Raw genomic sequence first — 18,789 nt, 5'->3', positions numbered from 1 at the left:
GCTAGTCACATGAATGATTCTGCTACTTTTCATATAAGCACCTTGGTGCTTAATGATAAATACACAAGTAAACATAAAAAAGAACAGGGTTACTCACCAGTAACACCGGAAGTTCTCTCACTTCCCGAGGAGATAACATGTGGGAATCACCATCGTCAGCAATTACATGGCTTAAAAGTAATGGCTTTACTCGAACGGCAGCATCTGTGGAATACGCCAACTGCCAGTTTCCAAGGTTTCAAACCAGTGATCTATCAACCGATGCTCATGAAGGGCGTGTCAGATATGTCGCTCTCGTACTACAGATCCTTTCAGTAATGCGGCCTGAAATAATAATCAGACCACCTCTCACCGATTTGCAACCCGGTCCGTTATACAGCTGCAGTAACATCATTTACTTAAGCCATAACATCATTCTTCCGCAGATAAAGCGCCGCAGTCGACACTATTTGTTAACCCAAATTCAGGCTGCCGAAACCGCGTTAACCTCACCTTACAACGACAGTGTCAGGCAATATTTTGCATACCACAGACGCCGCACTGGCGAGATCCTAGCGAATCAAACCGCAGGAACACCCGTCGCCACGTTCAAGAACCTTTTTGAAGCGAACCAACGGGAAATGGCGAACCACCCGCGTACCAACTTAACGATAACGATGTCTCAAATTAAGGGGCAAAACTTACGCCAAGACCCAGTAGTGTTTATGGGATTAAAAGCCGTCCCAGAGAATGTCGTCAATTCTATTTTGATAAACGGATTGGTGCCGTTACGTTATCTCTACGATCAAGAGGTAATGAACAAAGCGAAGTGTAATTTGAACATGCCAAATGATCGACAAGCCAACTATTTAAGACGTCGGTTTGCGTTGGATTTACCAAGAGTTCCGAACAACAATCTAGATGTTTGTATGCTGCTAAAAATGGCCAATGCACATAAGTCTGGTCCAGGTGTGACGACTTCAGGGTTCCATTCAACCAGTGGTAAACCAGACTACGCCGTAGAATATTCACGTGGCTCGGCAGGCAGTAATATCAATAAAGTCTCTTACAATATGGGCTTAGCGATTCGAGTAACACCGGAATCGTATCCATTGATCATCCAAGATGGGATTGAACAATGGAACAAGTACAATGAAGAACAGATTGTTATGTCCTTCTCTAAAGACGATAAAAAATGGAAGCACGACTACGAGTCCGAGATCCTGCTTGGAGGGGCAACCCCCGCTAGTGACTTCTTATACGTTGGACTGGCAAGGGTTACCGCCAAACCTATCGTCGGCTCATTCCTTGGGGATATCAGCGGTGGATTTAAGAAGAAAAAACGCAAAAAGAGCAAAAAGAAAAGTCTAGAATCTGCTCAGGTTTAACTTCTCTTCCTCTATAGCCGCGCTTGGTTACTTATACCCAAATGCGGCTTTGCTTCAACAACTCTCTTCATTCGTTTGCCGATACCTCTTGTGCTTACTAACATTAGAGTAAACCTAACGCTCGTAGCGTCTAACAAAGTACCCCTTCCTCACCCAATCTTCATTTACCAATTCCACCCATATTGATTGAGTACGCCTATGAGACTATTTTTTGCCCTTACTTTCGATACACCTCAGAAACAAACCATTTCCCAATACCGAGATGTTGTGGCTGACAATGCTATAAAAGGTAATTTTTCACGCGAGGTAAATTTTCATATCACTTTGGCCTTCATTGGGCATTGCCATCATGCTCAACTACCAGCTCTATCAGAGGCTCTGTTTTCATTAAAACAAACGCCAAACCATATTACCGTCGAACACTTTGGTTCTTTCAAACGAAAAGGCAGTGAAATGGTATGGTTAAGCGTCGTGAAAGAGCCCGAGTTGCTTGCTCTACATAAACAACTTTTTACTTTACTCACACGCTCGGGGTTTGAACTAGAGAAAAGAAAGTACACGCCCCATATTACAGTGGGCCGAAATGTTGTGATGCAGAATCCACTCAGTGAGCTAATGATTTCACCATTTGACATGTCGATACGTTCCATCGCTCTTATGGAGAGTAAAACCGTAGGTGGTTTATTGGTTTACGAAGCGCTCGAAGAAATATTTTTACGCCCATAGACCGTTTTCTGTAAGTCATGTTCCATAAGCCATTAACGTATTCTTCGAAGACCTCAGGGCGAATGACAAACAAAAAACGAGAGGCCATGCCTCTCGTTTATAGATTACCTACTTTTTCTATCCGATACTGACTGGATTTTGAGTAAAAAACTTAAGTCGTACTACGTCATACACCCAGTTAAAACCGATGGCATACAGCACGAAGAAAATCACGACACCAATATCCATCACAAGAACAGTCCAAAAATCTAATTGTAGTGCCCACATCAACACAGGGAATGAAAGTAGCATCATCCCTAACTCGAATCCTAATCCATGCAGCACGCGAGTCTTAGCATTGCGTTTTGTTCTGTCCGCTCCAAATGCTTTGTCATAGCCATAGTTGTAAACATAATTCCAAACCATCGCTATCAAAGATAAGGTTAAGGCTAACCCTGCCATTTTCGAAGCATCGTTACCCGTGATTAAAGTCGCCAAGGATGCCATTAGGATTAGAGCCACCAGCTCAAAAAGTACCATATGCAGAATTCGTTCTTTGTGTGACATTTTATTGCTCTCTCTTTTGCTTTGAGAACAATACTATCTTCAATTATGATTAAAGAAAGATAGTAACCATCATTAAAAGTGATATGTATAATATTGAGCAACTTCGCATGTTTGTTGAAGCCGTTGAACTAGGGTCCTTTTCAGCAAGCGCCAGAAAGCTAGGTAAGGTGCAATCAGCAGTGAGCCAAGGCATAAGCAACCTAGAAATAGATTTCGACATTCAATTGTTTGATCGCTCGACACGCAAGCCAACGCTAACCAAAGAAGGCCAACAAATTTTCAAACAAGCTAAAGCCATTGTGCTGCAAGTTGAAGATTTAAGCGTGTCTGTTCAGTCGATCAATAACCATGAAGAAGACATGATAAAGCTGGCATTTGACGACTCTCTATTAATGCCCACTCTCCCAAAAATTTTAGATGCATTCAGCCAGCGTTTTCCTGCAACCGAAGTTGAATTGATGGCTGTTGCCAGTACCGATGTGATTCCATTAATAACCGATAAGCGCGCCGACATTGGCTTAATGTTCACGAACCTAGCATTTAGCAAAGAAATTGAACCTTGCTTCATCGGCAACTTACCTTTTAGTTCAGTATGTCACCCAGAGCATCCATTAGCGAACTCAGGTAAAGTGGGGGCAAAAGATCTAGTGATGCATCGTCAACTGATGCTTCGAGGCTACGGTGAAGAGTCGTTAGAGCAATTCCCAATCATTGCAGGGAAAGTGTGGTGGTCGAACAATTTTGGTTCAATCAGACAACTGCTGCTGCACAGTAATCTTGGCTGGGCCTACTTGCCGACTCACCTTGTCTGTGAGGATATAAAAAGCAAGAAATTAGTTGAAATTGATATCACGTTTGACCATAAAGCTTGGTGTCCACCCATAGACTTAGTTACCTCAAAACGTGGCGCCAAAGGGCCTGCTCTAAGTTGGCTAGAAGAACACCTAAAACAGCTAATCGATTAAAAGTATTTAAAGAAGCACGAAGTCAGACAGAAGTTTTCTGTTATCAAATTAGGTTTGACTTTCTTCAGGCTGAGACCACTTTATGATGGCTCTTACATTCATCAATAAGAAAATGATGTTGGCAATAATCATTGCGATGCTTCCAGTCAAATATCCGACAGCTATCCAGCTCGTATTGCCACAAATCATCAGTATAAAGCCGATTTTGTTTTTGTTTCCTATCTGCCAGATAGCTAAGAAGGTCAGGACCATTGCGATCCAGTCGATGCCGTAATACTGAAAGTACTCCATCACGATTCCTCTTCATCTGAAACTTACATGGTGCCACTTGCCACCTTGTAATAAACCACTCCAAATAAGCCAGCAAATACCAAAATAGTAATTAGCACTTTCAACCAAATAAACTTCATTATTTCTCTTCCTTTATTCAATTATTCTTCTGTTGGTATACATCCGGTTGCCAAATTTGCATCAGCATTTCAGGGAATTCAATATCTCGAAAACCATACTGCTCATAAAGTCCGTGAGCGTCTTTGGTCGCCAGCATCATTCTTCTTAACCCCTGTAAGTCCGGATGCTCAACAATGGTTTTGATGAGCCACTTACTTAACCCTTTTCCTCTGTGCTCATCGAGAACAAACACATCGGCCAAGTAGGCAAATGTCGCTTTATCAGTGATCACACGAGCAAAGCCAACTTGGTTTCCTCCAGCATCCAATACGCCGAAGCAAAATGAGTGAGTAATGGCCTTGTGCAAAGTATTTCTAGGAATACCCTTCGCCCAATAACTGTTCGCGATAAAGCGGTAAATCGTCTCGAAATCAAAATCGCTTTGTTCCGTACTGATTCGGTACCCTCGCACTTCAAGCTCCCTTATCGAAGTGGTGTTTAACCACACTCATCACCCTTTGAGGTAAATAAGGTCATCGTATAACTGGCCGCCGATTTCGTACGCCAACGGTTCCACTTTATCTAAATGAAAACCGCACTTAACGAGCACTTTTTCAGAAGCAACATTGCCTTTAGTAACGATCGCGCGAAACTTCGTTAGGTCACAATGCTTTTCCGCCCATTCAATTACCGCATAAAGGGATTCAGTACCATACCCCTGCCCCGAAAACTCTGGCAGTATCAAGTACCCGACTTCGGCAACACCTTCATCCACAAAGAAACCTGTAATGCCGATGGGACTTTCACTCAACGTCTCTGTAATGACCAAAGTCAGCCATTTATCGCTACTGACACTCCATTCACCCAATCGTGATTCAAACTTTTGCTTAACTTCTTCTTTAGGTAAGGGATCGAAGCATTTTTCGATGACTTCTGAACGAGCGTTAAGCTCAGAGAAAAGTGGCCAATCGCTTTGCACCATTGGCCTCATAGAAAGATTTTGAGAACGAATTTCGAGGCTGTTTTCCATGTTTACTGTTGTGTCCTTATCTCATGCAAATATTGAATAGTGTACTTGTGAAAGTTACTAGGAGAAGCCTTCACCATAACTGAGATTCAACTTCAAATAAATGCCATGAGTTAAGATTCAATCGAACATTTTTATCGTACGAGTGTGAACTAAAATCTGCCTCGTTTCGAATTAAAAATTATTCATTCAAACTGATGTTCTTGGACATGTTAAGCCCTGTGATGGTAAAGCCTGCATCTTGATACAGCTTTAATGCACGAGTATTTTGATAAGCGACACGTAGCTTAATTTGCTCTATACCCACTTCCAATAGCTGCTCTTCCAACGCTTTAATAGTTTTCTTTCCAAGTCCCTGCCCGCGAAAAGAGTCTGCGATGTAAAAATCGTATATGAAAGTTGAATTATCACTCGTATTCACTGAATGCCAAAGGTAACCAACCACACTAGGCTCATTTTCACCATGTTGCTCTATACATAACAAGTCATGTTCATTTAACTCATACCCGTTAGGAAAGCTACTTTGTAGGTCTTTTCTAGCTAGTTCAATCGATAGTTCAATCGAGTGACCATAATTCTTCGCGATTTCCTGGCTGTAATCATCAATGAAGTATTCACTGTAAGCCGGAAATTCTTCTTGGCGCATCTTCCTTAAATTAATCATACTAATCCTTAATAAAATACTGCGAGCCACACCGTCACTTGGTCTTCAATCGTTGATGCTACTTTATGTTTCTGATGAGCCGGGATATTGATGAAGTCTCCCGCTTCTAAAGTGACACGACGTCCATCTTCAAATTCAAGCGTCCCAGAACCTTGTAACACCATGACCCATTCATTTTCATCTTGGTCATACCAACCCTGTTCAGGCGAGCTATGACCTTGGGAAAGAATTCGTTCTATTCGCACATTCGGGGTTTTGACCAAATCTTCAAATATTTCTTCAGGTAAAGCTGACGGAATGTTCTCTAATAAATTCATATTTAATCTGCTCACTAAAACGGCCATTATTTAGGGGCTAGACCTAGTTCATCTAACCGCATCAAGATCTCGGTCTTACGCGTTCTCGCGATTTCTTGCCAATGGAGATCTTCCTTAGCACCGATAATCGCATAAATTGAATTGAGCCCCGTGCCTTTGACATTCTGCTTCAACAACGCGTAAAGCTCGTAGGTATCTATCGCCATAAAAGCGTCGACGGATTCAATCCCCACCTTAGCGAAGATCTCTTCACTTTTCGGTCCGAAACCTTTTAGATCCCTAATACGCTTTTCTTTCACTTCATCCCCTTGCGACACATCGTCTAATACCTACTTGATAAGGCCTAAAATTTCTTTAAAAGCCGGAGAACGACTGTCTTCCACCAGCTCATAGAGACACATCTCTAAACCCGTAATACCGACACCCTCGGCTTGTAGTTTAGAAAGCGCCAATTGCTTGTTTTCAGGCTTACGAGATGAGCAGCAATCGCTAACCAACTCCACATTAAAGCCTTCGATTTTTAATGTCTTAGCGGTTTGATAAACACAAATATGCGTTTCAATGCCACATATCAACCAAGAGTCTACATTGGCTTCACTTACGGCTTCATTAAAAGCACTTTCGGAACACCCGCTAAAAGTAAACTTAGGAATAGGTTGAATGTCATCCAGTAACTCTCGAATGCCTTCAACTGTTGGGCCAAGCCTTTCAGGGTTTTGTTCTAGCCAAATGATTGGTAAATCAAGCGCTTGTGCCCCTTTAATTAATTTAATCGTATTAGCGATCAGTTGCTCGCTTTCATCAACCAGCGTTGCCAACTTCCCTTGAATGTCGACAATAATTAAACCTGTGTTGTCTTTCGTTAACATCAAACTCTCCCTGTTTTTATGTTAGTCATTTTCAATCCTCATCCAGTCAGAGGAATACGTTAGAGTGGTTATTGCAATTGTGGTATCAATCGAAGAAACCGAGCCTTAATCAAAAAGGAAACGCTTCAATACACCACGTTCAACTTGGGCCAATGCGTCAGCCACTCCTTTGCTTCTAACCTTTCTTCAAACTCCAGCCTTCTTCTTTTAGGGTTGTAAGTCACATCAAGTTCAAACAGAGATTCAAACCCAAAAGCAGAAATACATTGATACCTGTGCTCTGAAAGTTTTCGTATCGCGACTGCCGTTTCTTTCTCTGGCCAATAGCTCATCGCGTCGACAATGTCTTGATAAGGCTGATCACCATTTCGAATATGCATTCTCGCTTGATTGCGTACCTGCCAGCGAACATCTGGCATGATTTGGGATAGATGCAATTCAAGATCTAGGTAGCGGTTGTCATCAACCTCATCACTATCAAAGTAGATGACATCGATATCATTCAGTGGGGTGAGAATGCGTTTATCATGCAGGTTATCCCACACTAAATTTCGAACAAACCCAGCAGCCAGATAGCATTGGGGTAAATCAAGTTGTTTAACACAATCAAGAGCTTGTACTCTTAAAGGGTCTTGTTTGACGAGCTGAATCACTTTTTCCATAAAGCACCCATATCAGAAGTCGAATTCGCTAGAGGTAAGTCGTACCATACCTATCTCTGAGCCAGCACTAATGTCATCCTAAGGCTTTAATATTACGTCTTGCATACTCCCACAACTCTAAGTGGGGTGGAACACACTCCCTGATAACTCTGTGAGAACCATACGAGAAAAATCCCTAACCTTTACTACGATTGTGACTGCGCCCACATCGATATCATCTAATTCGGCCTTTAAAGGCTCACTCTCAAGATACTATTCAAACAAAAAAGCCTAAAGACACTCGTTCTTTAGACTTCGACTTTTGATGTTATTCTTCGCAAGAACACGCGCTCTACATTGAATAGAGAGCATCAACCCATGAAGCTGACTCGAACAATGAGGCCATCTAACACTTCATACGCTGCGATAACTCTCACGCTGTTATCTATTTTATTCGGGTCTTCACTGGCGGATTCTGCGAGTTCATGGTCAACAAGATAATTGCCTTGAACTATCCGCTTCAATGACGTGGCATGTAGATACTTCAGGTCGCTAAACTTTTGTCCGTACCTATCTTTCAGTGCCTGCTTACCTTGAATTTGCGGGCCAGCAGAAAACAGACTGATTTCGATATCGTCGTGGTAAGTCGCTATAAAAGCATCAATATCTCGCGCGTTATACGCGGCAAGTTGTGCGTCGACGACAGCGATAGTTTGTTTCTCTAGCTCTGTATACGTTTCTGACATGATTTAATCCTTTAATGCCCTTCTAAAATAATAACCTATCTTCCAGAAACTGCCGCTTTACACCATTTACAGCCGATAGAATGCGTACTCAAGCCACAGTTCCGTATTGAGATCATCCGCCAAGTAAGGGGGTATTCTTAAGTTGCTGGTATTGAAATGCTTTCTTCAAGCATAGCTCTACAGTGGTGACAGGAAGAGGCTCCGATACATTAAACACAATGGCTCGGTTGCCTTGAAAACTCAGTTCATCAGAATAAAGCTCGCGAAACGTATCCACGAGCCGAGTCTGACAATTAAAATAGAGATAATATTGCTGGGGAGTTTTCAGTTTCCAATCAATACGAATAGCACTGCCACCTTCGACTAGAAAACTAGGCTCTCCCCATTTAAGCGTCTCTTCCTTTAAAGTAAATTGCTCACGTTCAATCACTGACAAGATCAATGTTCGCAACTCGATCAAGCGAGATCTTGCTAATTCCGGATAACCATCCAGTTTGCGTTGGATATCTGAATTCAATCTAACCTCTCCCTTTAGCATGACGGCTCAATAAGCATTTCTTTATTCACTAATTTGAATAACACGTTGGTATTTTTCCGTTGCCATTTCATGATAGATATCATCGAGATAGGAAGCGATTTCTGATTCCGTTAACTCTACGGGTATCACAACATCGTAAACGCGCGAGCGCATTCCAACATCTGACTCTAAGAACAATTGCCATTCATTTTGCCGACGGTGAACCGACATCACTTTTCCAAACACATTAAACTTGAGCACCGCACCTTCCCTTTTTGACGAGTGACTTCTGACCCATTGATACTGCGAACATCGCATTAATCGGATAATCAGTATCTTGATTTCGACTGGTTAAAAAACACGTCTTACTTGATACAACAAATCAACCGTAAGGCTGAATGTAATCAGCATAATAATCTTGCGAATTTGGGTTTAGTAGCAGTGAATATCTTCAATCCTTAACAAACTTGCTTTTAGAAACCCATATTTTCGTCTGTTTTTCACATCTAAAGTGCTCTTTTTACCGCACTAAAGTTTATAACCCCATGCAAGATTTAACATCTTAGTTACACTTAATGTATCTGGTTATATCAAGATCCATCACTAAATAGAGTGATGTTACTAGTAATATTGAATATCGCTAGGCACATTCCCAGAACAATCTTTCAAGCTGTAGTTCTGATTGGCGAACATCAATGCACAGATCTCGGTATCACCCTTGCCACTTTTTCGTGACGAACTGAACTTTACTCATACATGTTGAGTACAGCATCAGAAGGAGCTTGAGATGAATGTTCAGGCATTACCCATGCATCGTTTTATCGATCACCATGGTCACTCCGTCAGCCAACTCCCCGATTGGGCTGAAGCATCTGTATTAAAAGGGTTTTACCAAGATATGGTATTGACTCGAACCTACGACAACAAAGCCGTTGCCCTGCAACGAACAGGAAAACTCGGTACGTATCCATCTCACTTAGGCGCTGAAGCTATCGGCATAGCGATTGGGCGTGCTCTCCGAGCTGACGATGTGTTTATTCCTTATTACCGAGATATGCCTGCAATGTGGGCGCGCGGCATTCCAATGGAAAAGAACCTTCAGTATTGGGGAGGCGATGAAAGAGGCAGCGACTTTTGCCCATCGAAACTTGAATCATTTGATAGCAATACCCAAGTCCATTGTCGCGACTTACCTTTTTGTGTCCCTATCGCCACTCAATGTACGCATGCCGTTGGCGTCGCTTCAGCGCTAAAAATCGAAGGTAATCATAAAGCAGCACTCGTTGTCTGCGGCGATGGTGCGACGTCAAAAGGTGACTTCTTAGAATCCATCAACTGCGCTGGTGCTTGGAATATCCCGCTGGTCTTCATCGTCAATAACAATCAATGGGCCATTTCCGTACCTAGAGCCTTACAGTGTGCTGCCGACTTTCTTTCTGAAAAAGCGAAGGGCGCTGGAATCCAAGGAATCACGGTTGATGGGAATGATATTGTCGCCATGTACGATGCCGTGTTAACCGCTTTGGACAACGCTCGTAAAGGCAAAGGACCAACACTGATTGAAGCGATCAGCTACCGCCTTAGTGACCATACCACTGCCGATGACGCTAGCCGCTATCGTAGTGATGACGAACTCCACCAAGCGTGGGAATTCGAACCGATCGCCCGCTTGAAAACCTATTTGGTGGCTCAAGGAATTTGGTCGGATGAACAAGAGCTGCACTGGCAAGAAGAATGCAAGCAAGAAGTCGAGAAAGCCGTTGAGCATTACCTAAATCTGCCTGTTCAAGCACCCGAGACTGCGTTCGACTTTTTGTACGAATCACCAACGCCCGAACTCAATAAACAACGTGACCACATCATAAATAAAGCAATGCGCATGCAAGGGGGCAAACATGGCTGAAATAACTTTGCTTGAAGCCGTTAACCTCGCTTTGCATCACGAGATGGAAGTCGATTCTAACGTCGTGGTTATCGGCGAAGATGTCGGTGACAACGGTGGTGTATTCCGTGCAACGGTTGGGCTTAAAGAAAAATATGGGCTAAAGCGCGTCATTGATTCACCGCTAGCAGAAGCGTTGATTGCTGGTGTGTCGGTAGGGATGGCATCGCAAGGGCTTCGCCCAGTGGCTGAGTTTCAATTTCAAGGCTTTGTCTTCCCTGCGATGGAGCACCTAATGTGCCATGCAGCGAGAATGCGCAACCGAACAAGAGGCCGACTCACCTGCCCTGCTGTGTTCCGAGCACCATTTGGCGGAGGCATTCACGCCCCTGAGCATCACTCAGAAAGTGTTGAAGCCTTGTTTGCCCATATACCAGGTTTTAAAGTGGTGATCCCATCATCTCCTCAACGCGCATATGGCTTATTGCTGGCATCAATTCGCAGTAACGACCCCGTAATGTTCTTTGAACCTAAACGTATCTACCGAACCGTAAAATCGAACGTAGAAGACAACGGCCAAGCGCTACCATTAGACACCTGCTTTACCCTTCGTAAAGGCCGAGATTTAACTTTGGTCACTTGGGGGGCTTGTGTCGTTGAATCTCTACAGGCCGCTAGCACACTGTCAGCTCAAGGAATTGAGGTAGAAGTGATTGATCTCGCCAGTATCAAACCGATTGATATGGCGACCATACTTAAATCACTAGAAAAAACGGGGCGCTTGTTAGTAGTGCATGAAGCCAGTAAAACCTGCGGCGTTGGCGCGGAAATACTCGCAAGAACGGCTGAGCACGCCATGTGTTTGTTGAAAGCACCCCCTAAACGAGTCACAGGCATGGACACCGTGATGCCTTACTATCGTAACGAGGATTTCTTTATGATTCAGGAAGATGACATTGTTCTGGCAGCCAGAGAGTTGGTGGAGGGTTGGAAATGAAATCATTTATGTTACCCGATTTAGGCGAAGGTCTAGCCGAATCTGAAATCGTTGAATGGCACATCAAAGCTGGCGACACCGTAAAAGTCGATCAGGTAGTAGTGACGATTGAGACCGCGAAAGCCATTGTCGACGTTCCCGCCCCTTACAGTGGAAAGATCATTAACCGCTATGGCAATGAAGGTGACGTCATCAATATTGGTAGCCTACTTTTGGAAATCGAAGAAGTGGGAGAAACAGTTGAAATCGGCCAAGACCAACAAGCCAAAAAAGAAGATGCAGCAACGGTGGTTGGCAACGTTTCGCACCAAAATCATCATGTAGATGTTGATAACTTCTGGGTTGGGAGTGAACCAAGCTCAACCCCCGAAGGCATAATCACTGCGATGCCATCCGCTCGCTTACTGGCTCAACAATTAGGCGTCAATTTACAAGGTGTCAAAGGCAGTGGCCCTGATGGGTTAATTACAGATGCCGATATTTACAATGAATGCGATAAGCAGCTACCGGGAACCGAAGTTCTAAAAGGTGCACGTCGAACCATGGTCAATACCATGGCCGAGTCGCATCACAACGTTGCTGCGGTAACCATCACAGAAGAAGCACTCCTAACCGACTGGCTGGAAAATGAAGACATTTCGATTCGTTTAGTGCTGGCGGTCGTTGATGCATGCCAAAAAGAGCCAGCGCTTAACGCTTGGTTCGATGCCGAAACCATGACGAGATGCGTTCACAGTACCGTGAACATCGGCATTGCCGTAGACAGTGCTCACGGCCTTTATGTGCCTGTTCTGCGCCACGCAGACGACTACAACCCTAAAGGCATTCGTCAGTGGCTAGACACCACGGTACAAGGCATTCGTGATCGCAAGATAGGCAGAGAGCAACTACAGCACGGCACTATTACGCTATCTAACTTTGGCGCCATAGCCGGTATTTACGCAACGCCTGTGGTATCCCCACCGCAGGTCGCGATTGTTGGTGCTGGGCGCATCATTAATAAGGTCATCATGAAAGATGGTAAACCAATGGAAGTTAAAGCAATGCCCCTTTCGATGACCTTTGACCATCGCGCCTGTACCGGTGGTGAAGCCGCTCGCTTTATTAAGGCGCTAGTCAAACATCTACAACAAGCCACCTGCTAGGAACACTTCGGGGTATTAGCAAGAGAGTGAAAAAACGGCGAATCACCTTACTAAATCTCGTCACATAATATGGTGATTAGGCAATATGAAAGCTGGTTAGATGGCTCAACAAGGAGCCATCTAAATTTGCTGTTAGCGTGTAGAAGCTTCAAGCGTGACGCCATTAAACGAAGAGTACCCACTTAACATCACATGATAAGTCCCCGTTGTAGCGTTACTGAATGTACAGGTTTCGCTATTTCCAGAGCGGTATGGTCGACAATCCCAGTTCTGCTTACCAGCTTCTGAACCAAACTTGACGTAAAGATCCGCATCACCGGAACCACCCGATATATTGATGTCGAGTGTTTTTGTCGATGTGAGTTCAAAACGATAAGCAACTTCGCTGCCAGTCGCCCCAGATAGGCCAGTGACAGGCACTCCATCCAGTAGGACGTTATCTGCAGGAGGAGGCGTTGTACCGCCAAAGGCGCTGCCCATTTCAACCGCGTAAGCTAAGCCAAGCTTAGTAAACTTGGTTGCATGAGCACCGGTGGGATCCGAATTCTCTAAAGTATCTTGAGAGGTGTGGATTTTAGGATTGTAGTCATTGAACTTTGACTCAAAAGGCATCGCTGCAGAATAGCCTGCGTTGTGCCAAGAAGCGTGATCTGAACATGCATAGCCACAACGATCGTAACCATAACTCAACGTTGGTAGATATTCGTCAAGTAGGTTGGCTAAAAACTGAGTCAAGTTGCTATCGGTATAATCGGTGATAAAGACAATATCTTGTGCAGAACCTTGATAGTTCGTCATATCCAACTGAAGAGCTGACACCACATTTTTACCCTGAGATTTGTAGGCGTTGGCGATATCCTGAGAGCCACGCAACCCTACTTCCTCTGCAGCGTAGGCCATAAAGGCCATCGAGCGTTTAGGCTTGAAATTGTTCTCTGCCAGAACACGAATTATCTCCGTTACACTTGCTATGCCCGAGGCGTCATCGTCAGCGCCGGGTGCAATCGTATGTTCATCCGTTCGTGAGCCAATTGTGGAATCTAAGTGACCACCAATCACAACCCATTCATCGGGGCTTTCTGAACCCTCAATCGTCAAGATCACAGATTTCTGGTTGTAACCTGAGTGGGAAAACTGTTCAACGCTGATATTAGACAATCCCGAAACCAAAGAACTCCATTCGTTGGCAATCCAATCAGACGCCTGCGCACCAGAAGTGGTGGTGTAAAAACGGTTGTTGAAGCTCGTCAACGAAGTGATTGTGCTGGTGATCTGCGCCGAGTTTACTAGCGGTAACCAAGCATTAACGGTTGTTTGCTGAGAAATTTCAGGGATTGAAAAAGTATTGAGGGCCAATGGCATCGCGCTCGCCGCCATTGCACTCTGAGCGGAGGGATGAACCATGTAGCCGCCACAACGGTGATGCTCTTCATGCATATTGTGAGACAACTCAGCCAATTCAGTTTCATCGACCTGCCCGACCCAAACATCGCCACTGCTCGCCAGTGAGTTCGGAAGCACAGCTTGTGCTCCTGACTTCGCCACTGTTTTAGATGCATCAGCACCGATTGATATCCATACTTTATCTTCTGCGTGTGCGTTCATGAAAACCGTTGAAAGTGCCATAGCCAAAAGCGTTTTAGTGTAGTTCATTATCTCCTCCATGGAGTTTTTATAAAATCACCAAAACTTAGGCTATATATTTACACTTTGAGAATTATGCGTTTTCCATCAGGACGTAATAATAAGTTGTCATCTTTCTATCAATACAATAAATAGGTTATTAGGAAAGCAAAGTGCCCCAAGCGTAATTCCGGCTGCTGTGAATTTTCAGACAACAGGTGCTGACGTGTTTTACCGATAGTCGGAGTGCCCTTCTGTTCTTAGTGGATGTCTGTTTTTGGCGCTGAAAAATAGAGAGCAGTGATGGCGATATGAAAAAGGTTAGCCTTCAAGATAAATTCCCCTTCGACGCCAGTCACTGTAAGGAGATAATAAGGAGTTTGGGGCAACACGACGATTTATACTCAGGTTGAGACAAGACGTCCAACCAAACAAATTAGGCATTCGCCTCGACGATTTGTCTTATGGTGGCACTGCGATAATCCAAGTGTGGCGTGCAATAGTGTTGCGGGGCTTCATCCCTAAAGCTAATGCGAGTAAGGCCTTATATTCTCTTAACAAAAAACGGCCCAAATCTAGGACCGTTCGTATGAGTGAAATTCTATCGCCAGTTAGCTCCTGACACTTCAAGTGATAGGTATTAGGCCGCTTGTAGTATCGAACTTCTGAGTTTTACTTCCTATTGCGGTTGTTTTTCCAATACTTTGCTCACCTCAGAAAGCGTTAACGGCTTATAGAACAAATAACCTTGTAAATGCTGGCAACGGTGCGATTCTAAAAACGCTTGCTGCTCCTGTGTTTCTACCCCTTCTGCGACAATCTCAACACCCAGCTTATGAGCCAATTCGATAATAGTCAGTAAAACGGGTGAGTTAACCGCGTCGACCCCAACCGTATCGACAAAGCACTTATCGATTTTCAAATAATCAAATTGGATCTTTTGTAACACCGCAAGCGATGTGTGCCCTGTACCAAAGTCATCGATCGACACCTTAAAGCCCATTTCCCTCGCTTTTTGCAATACCCGCTGAGAATCAGAATCAAGCAACTGACGCTCTGTGACTTCAATAGTTGGCTTCCAAGGTGTGTCATCAAAACAGTGGTAATACTGCTCAAGTTTGAACATACAGTTTTTGCTTGCCAAGTAAGAAGGCGGAATATTAATCCCTACGTGATATTGGCTGCCCTTGCACAATTCTAAGCCGTTTAAATCACTGATGACTTGCCCAAACACATAATCTGTCAATTTATTAATCAGGCCATGCTGCTCAGCTAAAGGAATAAATAAATCTGGTCTCACTAAGCCCAATTTAGGGTGCTGCCAACGAATCAAAGCTTCAAGCCCTGCCACCCTATTTGCATGAACCTGGTTACCTTCTTGAGTATCGTTCGTCGCTTGGTCATGGCTGACTATCGGTTGATACACCATAAAGAATTCACCACGGTGCAAACCACGCTTAATATCGTCTACCAAAGAGTTGTGGTTTTTAAACCGTCTAGAGGCATAAATGAATGCGCCAGAAATCAATAACGATAAAGGTAAACTTCCAAGAAGCAATAATGCGTATTGCCTAACCACATAGGTGTTTGTCGCTTCTACCGTTACGCTGTAATTAAACCGTTCAGACCCCAGTACTTTGAAGTAGCCATCAACCTCATCAACATTTGCTGGGTAAGTCAGCTTGCCAAACGTGCCGTATACCTGATCTATGGTGTCGCTTAACGATTTCGCCATACGAGCAGCAATGTAGTTACGATCAACAACAGCGAATGCACCCACTCTAGGATTTTCAGGCAACCGATTCACGACCACCAAAGTCCGCTGCTCTGGATCACCTTCTAGGTCGAATAAATACGCGCCTGAACGTATGTCTCTTGAGGGCACATATTGGCTTAAGTTTTCATGTTGCTCGCCTTGTTTTGAAGAGCATATCGATACTCGATTTTCGATGATCCTCAACTCTCTGACCACACTCTCGAACAACAATTCCTGCTGGATCAATTCACATCGATTTTTATTCTTTAGTGCGAGCTTATTTTCACGAATACGATCGTCAATGATCTGATCCACTTCGGTCACATAATGTTTGGCGATACTTTTTAGATCTTTAAAAATCAATATGTTGGCAATAATAGATGCGCCAATAGCGAAAACAAACAATGGGACAATGAAGGTAATCCATAAGAATTTTTTCCCAATTTTTGGTTCTGACATGCTATTTGCGCTCATTAAGTAAGAAGTGATAACCGATTATTGATAAATATGTCGAAATCTTAACGCGACCACACTCCCGCCATGTAAAGTCCATGTAAGGAGTGTGTAATTTTAAATTCACAGCGGCAAGATAAACCAAGCCTGTTAGTAGCACCTTTTCATTTAAGAGGTAAAGCTATCTTTACACTGAGCGAATGAGTTCTGGCATAAGGTCAAATAAATCGCCTACTAAACCATAATCCGCTATCTGAAAAATCGGGGCTTCTGGATCACTATTAATGGCCACAATCACCTTTGAATCTTTCATTCCAGCTAAATGCTGAATAGCCCCTGAAATGCCCACCGCAATATACAACTCTGGAGCAACGATTTTACCGGTTTGACCGACTTGTAAATCGTTAGACACATAACCTGCATCAACTGCAGCGCGCGACGCCCCTATTGCGCCATCCAACTTATCCGCCAACTGCTCAATCATCGCAAAGTTTTCTTTACTGCCAAGCCCACGTCCTCCTGAAATCACAACCCGTGCGGCAGGCAATTCTGGCCGTTCGCTTTCTACTTTTTGCTGTTCAATGAAGGTTGATGAAGCGGACGGAATATCGGTATCCAAAGACTGAATCGAACAAGGCTCACCTTCGCTTACTTCAACCGCATCGAAAGCGGAACTTCGCACCGTGATTACTTTAATCGCATCATTCGATTTTACTCTTGCCATCGCATTCCCAGCGTAAACAGGTCGAATCACCTCATCGACACCTTCGATACTAGTCACATCCGACAATTGCCCCACATCTAACAAAGCGGAGACTCTGGGCATGATGTTCTTTCCAAAAGTCGTCGAAGAAGCAAGAATGTGTGAAAAATCTCGCCCCACACTGGCTATCAATTCAGAATAATTTTCAGCCAAAGCATGTTGATAGGTTTGAGAGTCTGCCACCAGCACTTTACTCACACACGTGAGTTTACTGAGTAGATCAACGACTGGCTGACACTGATAGCCAATCACTAACACACTGACCTCCAACATACTGCCTACAGCTTGAAGGTGCGTGGCTGCTTGCAAGGTGCGAAGCGTGTCCACCGAGACGGTTTGGTTATCGTGCTCCGCTACCACTAATGTAGATAGATTTGAATCAGCCATGAAATCGCTCCTTTTCAAAAATCGCCAGATCACCGATGTATTTAGGCTTAGCTAATGCGTTTAGCCTAACTATTGAGTTAAATAACCTTTGCTTCATTTTTAAGTTTATCGACTAACTCAGAAACGTTTCCGACCATTACGCCAGCTTGACGCTGCGATGGTGGCTGCACTTCCAGAATTTGTTGGTGCTGGGTAACGGACACTCCCAAAGCGTCGGGTGTAGTGGTATCAAGCGGCTTACGCTTCGCTTTCATGATGTTAGGCAACGATGCATATCGGGGCTCATTAAGTCGCAAATCTGTGCTAACAATCGCCGGAAGCGTCAAACTAACGGTCTCTAGGCCACCATCAATTTCTCGAGTCACCCGAGCCATTCCGCTTTCACTTAAGTCCACTTCAGAGGCAAATGTGCCCTGAGGCAGTTGAGTGATCGCAGCCAACATCTGAGCCACTTGATTGTTATCAGTATCAATGGACTGTTTACCCAGTAGCACTAGCCCCGGAGATTCATTCGTCATAATTGCTTTTAGGAGTTTAGCAACATTGAGCGGCTCTAGATCGCTGTCAGTTTCAACATGAATCGCTCGATCTGCTCCCAACGCCAATGCGGTTCTAAGCTGTTCTTGGCAACTAGCATCGCCAATAGAAACCACGACAACTTCTTCAGCGTGCTCCGCTTCTTTTATCCTAATGGCCTCCTCCACTGCTATTTCACAGAAAGGATTCATGGTCATTTTCACGTTGTTGGTTTCAACGCCCGTGCCATCGCTTTTCACCCTGATCTTTACGTAAGGGTCAACGACTCGTTTAATCGCTACTAATACTTTCACAATGCCTTCCTTTGTTGTTGGATGCTCTTCGTGCAAGCTTTAAGAGTTTGATTTATAGATTCTATTTCAGCTGTAGCCCGACAGCTGAAGTGCGATTTGGGATGTGCCCATAGGGTCGTCACCAATGCAATGAATCTTACTTCTGAGCTTAGTAAAGTTTACGTTTACGTCAACTGGA

At 44.0% G+C, this 18,789-nt stretch carries 22 protein-coding genes; 6 read left to right on the top strand and 16 right to left on the bottom strand.

Annotated features, from left to right (window positions below):
• Positions 1 to 137 precede the first annotated feature (137 nt).
• On the top strand, positions 138 to 1,367 hold the full coding sequence (locus tag ELZ11_RS13455; RefSeq protein WP_137357923.1) for a hypothetical protein: 1,230 nt from the start codon (positions 138 to 140) through the stop codon (positions 1,365 to 1,367).
• A gap of 198 nt (positions 1,368 to 1,565) precedes the next feature.
• Positions 1,566 to 2,093, top strand: a complete 528-nt coding sequence (gene thpR / locus ELZ11_RS13450; protein ID WP_137357922.1) for an RNA 2',3'-cyclic phosphodiesterase — start codon at positions 1,566 to 1,568, stop codon at positions 2,091 to 2,093.
• A 117-nt stretch (positions 2,094 to 2,210) separates the two neighbouring features.
• Here the strand turns inward: thpR and ELZ11_RS13445 are convergent, their stop codons facing one another.
• Positions 2,211 to 2,639 (bottom strand): PACE efflux transporter, encoded by a 429-nt coding sequence (locus ELZ11_RS13445; RefSeq protein ID WP_137357921.1) that lies wholly within the window; start codon positions 2,637 to 2,639, stop codon positions 2,211 to 2,213.
• Positions 2,640 to 2,722: 83 nt separating this feature from the next.
• Between ELZ11_RS13445 and ELZ11_RS13440 the strand changes: the two genes are divergently transcribed.
• A complete protein-coding gene (locus ELZ11_RS13440; protein WP_137357920.1) occupies positions 2,723 to 3,604 on the top strand; it encodes a LysR family transcriptional regulator in 882 nt (293 codons plus the stop codon).
• A 48-nt stretch (positions 3,605 to 3,652) separates the two neighbouring features.
• Here ELZ11_RS13440 and ELZ11_RS13435 read toward each other — a convergent pair whose 3' ends face one another.
• The 11 genes from ELZ11_RS13435 to ELZ11_RS13385 form a co-directional block, all read right to left on the bottom strand.
• Positions 3,653 to 3,895 carry a YgjV family protein gene (locus ELZ11_RS13435; RefSeq protein WP_137357919.1) on the bottom strand — a complete coding sequence of 81 codons (243 nt, stop codon included), beginning with the start codon at positions 3,893 to 3,895 and terminating at the stop codon, positions 3,653 to 3,655.
• Between the two features lie 136 nt (positions 3,896 to 4,031).
• Positions 4,032 to 4,466 (bottom strand): GNAT family N-acetyltransferase, encoded by a 435-nt coding sequence (locus ELZ11_RS13430; RefSeq protein WP_137357965.1) that lies wholly within the window; start codon positions 4,464 to 4,466, stop codon positions 4,032 to 4,034.
• A 39-nt stretch (positions 4,467 to 4,505) separates the two neighbouring features.
• A complete protein-coding gene (locus tag ELZ11_RS13425; protein ID WP_137357918.1) occupies positions 4,506 to 5,024 on the bottom strand; it encodes a GNAT family N-acetyltransferase in 519 nt (172 codons plus the stop codon).
• Between the two features lie 178 nt (positions 5,025 to 5,202).
• Positions 5,203 to 5,685: a GNAT family N-acetyltransferase gene (locus ELZ11_RS13420; protein WP_137357917.1), complete on the bottom strand. Its 483-nt coding sequence runs from the start codon at positions 5,683 to 5,685 to the stop codon at positions 5,203 to 5,205.
• A gap of 8 nt (positions 5,686 to 5,693) precedes the next feature.
• Positions 5,694 to 6,002, bottom strand: coding sequence for a cupin domain-containing protein (locus ELZ11_RS13415; RefSeq protein WP_137357916.1), 309 nt, complete (start codon positions 6,000 to 6,002; stop codon positions 5,694 to 5,696).
• 26 nt (positions 6,003 to 6,028) lie between these two features.
• Complete coding sequence (locus ELZ11_RS13410) at positions 6,029 to 6,301, bottom strand: TfoX/Sxy family DNA transformation protein (RefSeq protein ID WP_244291657.1); 273 nt, start codon at positions 6,299 to 6,301, stop codon at positions 6,029 to 6,031.
• 30 nt (positions 6,302 to 6,331) lie between these two features.
• The gene (locus tag ELZ11_RS13405; RefSeq protein WP_137357914.1) at positions 6,332 to 6,871 is read right to left on the bottom strand and encodes a hydrolase; all 540 of its coding nucleotides are present in this window, start codon (positions 6,869 to 6,871) and stop codon (positions 6,332 to 6,334) included.
• 125 nt (positions 6,872 to 6,996) lie between these two features.
• The gene (locus ELZ11_RS13400) at positions 6,997 to 7,533 is read right to left on the bottom strand and encodes a nucleotidyltransferase family protein (protein ID WP_137357913.1); all 537 of its coding nucleotides are present in this window, start codon (positions 7,531 to 7,533) and stop codon (positions 6,997 to 6,999) included.
• A 350-nt stretch (positions 7,534 to 7,883) separates the two neighbouring features.
• Complete coding sequence (locus ELZ11_RS13395) at positions 7,884 to 8,258, bottom strand: nuclear transport factor 2 family protein (protein WP_137357912.1); 375 nt, start codon at positions 8,256 to 8,258, stop codon at positions 7,884 to 7,886.
• Between the two features lie 112 nt (positions 8,259 to 8,370).
• On the bottom strand, positions 8,371 to 8,775 hold the full coding sequence (locus ELZ11_RS13390; RefSeq protein WP_137357911.1) for a DUF1801 domain-containing protein: 405 nt from the start codon (positions 8,773 to 8,775) through the stop codon (positions 8,371 to 8,373).
• Between the two features lie 42 nt (positions 8,776 to 8,817).
• The gene (locus ELZ11_RS13385; protein WP_244291656.1) at positions 8,818 to 9,036 is read right to left on the bottom strand and encodes a DUF7661 family protein; all 219 of its coding nucleotides are present in this window, start codon (positions 9,034 to 9,036) and stop codon (positions 8,818 to 8,820) included.
• Between the two features lie 526 nt (positions 9,037 to 9,562).
• Between ELZ11_RS13385 and pdhA the strand changes: the two genes are divergently transcribed.
• From pdhA to ELZ11_RS13370, 3 genes are read left to right on the top strand one after another with little or no spacing between them, the layout of a single operon-like run.
• Positions 9,563 to 10,678 carry a pyruvate dehydrogenase (acetyl-transferring) E1 component subunit alpha gene (pdhA, locus tag ELZ11_RS13380; protein ID WP_137357909.1) on the top strand — a complete coding sequence of 372 codons (1,116 nt, stop codon included), beginning with the start codon at positions 9,563 to 9,565 and terminating at the stop codon, positions 10,676 to 10,678.
• On the top strand, positions 10,671 to 11,654 hold the full coding sequence (locus tag ELZ11_RS13375) for an alpha-ketoacid dehydrogenase subunit beta (protein WP_137357908.1): 984 nt from the start codon (positions 10,671 to 10,673) through the stop codon (positions 11,652 to 11,654). Before pdhA ends, ELZ11_RS13375 begins: the two co-directional genes overlap by 8 nt.
• On the top strand, positions 11,651 to 12,799 hold the full coding sequence (locus ELZ11_RS13370; protein ID WP_137357907.1) for a dihydrolipoamide acetyltransferase family protein: 1,149 nt from the start codon (positions 11,651 to 11,653) through the stop codon (positions 12,797 to 12,799). The genes ELZ11_RS13375 and ELZ11_RS13370 overlap by 4 nt, the downstream gene beginning before the upstream one ends.
• Before the next feature lie 132 nt (positions 12,800 to 12,931).
• Here the strand turns inward: ELZ11_RS13370 and ELZ11_RS13365 are convergent, their stop codons facing one another.
• From ELZ11_RS13365 to ELZ11_RS13350, 4 genes are all read right to left on the bottom strand, one after another.
• Positions 12,932 to 14,452 carry a M28 family metallopeptidase gene (locus tag ELZ11_RS13365; RefSeq protein WP_137357906.1) on the bottom strand — a complete coding sequence of 507 codons (1,521 nt, stop codon included), beginning with the start codon at positions 14,450 to 14,452 and terminating at the stop codon, positions 12,932 to 12,934.
• Between the two features lie 649 nt (positions 14,453 to 15,101).
• Positions 15,102 to 16,637, bottom strand: a complete 1,536-nt coding sequence (locus ELZ11_RS13360; protein ID WP_167494682.1) for an EAL domain-containing protein — start codon at positions 16,635 to 16,637, stop codon at positions 15,102 to 15,104.
• 181 nt (positions 16,638 to 16,818) lie between these two features.
• A complete protein-coding gene (locus tag ELZ11_RS13355) occupies positions 16,819 to 17,781 on the bottom strand; it encodes an electron transfer flavoprotein subunit alpha/FixB family protein (RefSeq protein ID WP_137357904.1) in 963 nt (320 codons plus the stop codon).
• Positions 17,782 to 17,858: 77 nt separating this feature from the next.
• Positions 17,859 to 18,611: an electron transfer flavoprotein subunit beta/FixA family protein gene (locus ELZ11_RS13350; protein WP_137357903.1), complete on the bottom strand. Its 753-nt coding sequence runs from the start codon at positions 18,609 to 18,611 to the stop codon at positions 17,859 to 17,861.
• Between the last annotated feature and the right edge of the window lie 178 nt (positions 18,612 to 18,789).

Origin of the sequence: Vibrio profundi, assembly GCF_005281835.1 — a bacterium.
Taxonomy (GTDB): Bacteria; Pseudomonadota; Gammaproteobacteria; order Enterobacterales; family Vibrionaceae; genus Vibrio; species Vibrio profundi.
The sequence above is the reverse complement of the archived record's forward strand: the minus strand, read 5'-3'. Positions and strand labels throughout refer to the sequence as shown.

Coding starts and splice junctions, on each gene's coding strand:
- ELZ11_RS13455 (WP_137357923.1), top strand. CDS start 138: ATGTGGGAATCACCATCGTCAGCAATTACATGGCTTAAAAGTAATGGC.
- thpR (WP_137357922.1), top strand. CDS start 1,566: ATGAGACTATTTTTTGCCCTTACTTTCGATACACCTCAGAAACAAACC.
- ELZ11_RS13445 (WP_137357921.1), bottom strand. CDS start 2,639: ATGTCACACAAAGAACGAATTCTGCATATGGTACTTTTTGAGCTGGTG.
- ELZ11_RS13440 (WP_137357920.1), top strand. CDS start 2,723: ATGTATAATATTGAGCAACTTCGCATGTTTGTTGAAGCCGTTGAACTA.
- ELZ11_RS13435 (WP_137357919.1), bottom strand. CDS start 3,895: ATGGAGTACTTTCAGTATTACGGCATCGACTGGATCGCAATGGTCCTG.
- ELZ11_RS13425 (WP_137357918.1), bottom strand. CDS start 5,024: ATGGAAAACAGCCTCGAAATTCGTTCTCAAAATCTTTCTATGAGGCCA.
- ELZ11_RS13420 (WP_137357917.1), bottom strand. CDS start 5,685: ATGATTAATTTAAGGAAGATGCGCCAAGAAGAATTTCCGGCTTACAGT.
- ELZ11_RS13415 (WP_137357916.1), bottom strand. CDS start 6,002: ATGAATTTATTAGAGAACATTCCGTCAGCTTTACCTGAAGAAATATTT.
- ELZ11_RS13405 (WP_137357914.1), bottom strand. CDS start 6,871: ATGTTAACGAAAGACAACACAGGTTTAATTATTGTCGACATTCAAGGG.
- ELZ11_RS13400 (WP_137357913.1), bottom strand. CDS start 7,533: ATGGAAAAAGTGATTCAGCTCGTCAAACAAGACCCTTTAAGAGTACAA.
- ELZ11_RS13395 (WP_137357912.1), bottom strand. CDS start 8,258: ATGTCAGAAACGTATACAGAGCTAGAGAAACAAACTATCGCTGTCGTC.
- pdhA (WP_137357909.1), top strand. CDS start 9,563: ATGAATGTTCAGGCATTACCCATGCATCGTTTTATCGATCACCATGGT.
- ELZ11_RS13375 (WP_137357908.1), top strand. CDS start 10,671: ATGGCTGAAATAACTTTGCTTGAAGCCGTTAACCTCGCTTTGCATCAC.
- ELZ11_RS13370 (WP_137357907.1), top strand. CDS start 11,651: ATGAAATCATTTATGTTACCCGATTTAGGCGAAGGTCTAGCCGAATCT.
- ELZ11_RS13365 (WP_137357906.1), bottom strand. CDS start 14,452: ATGAACTACACTAAAACGCTTTTGGCTATGGCACTTTCAACGGTTTTC.
- ELZ11_RS13360 (WP_167494682.1), bottom strand. CDS start 16,637: ATGTCAGAACCAAAAATTGGGAAAAAATTCTTATGGATTACCTTCATT.
- ELZ11_RS13355 (WP_137357904.1), bottom strand. CDS start 17,781: ATGGCTGATTCAAATCTATCTACATTAGTGGTAGCGGAGCACGATAAC.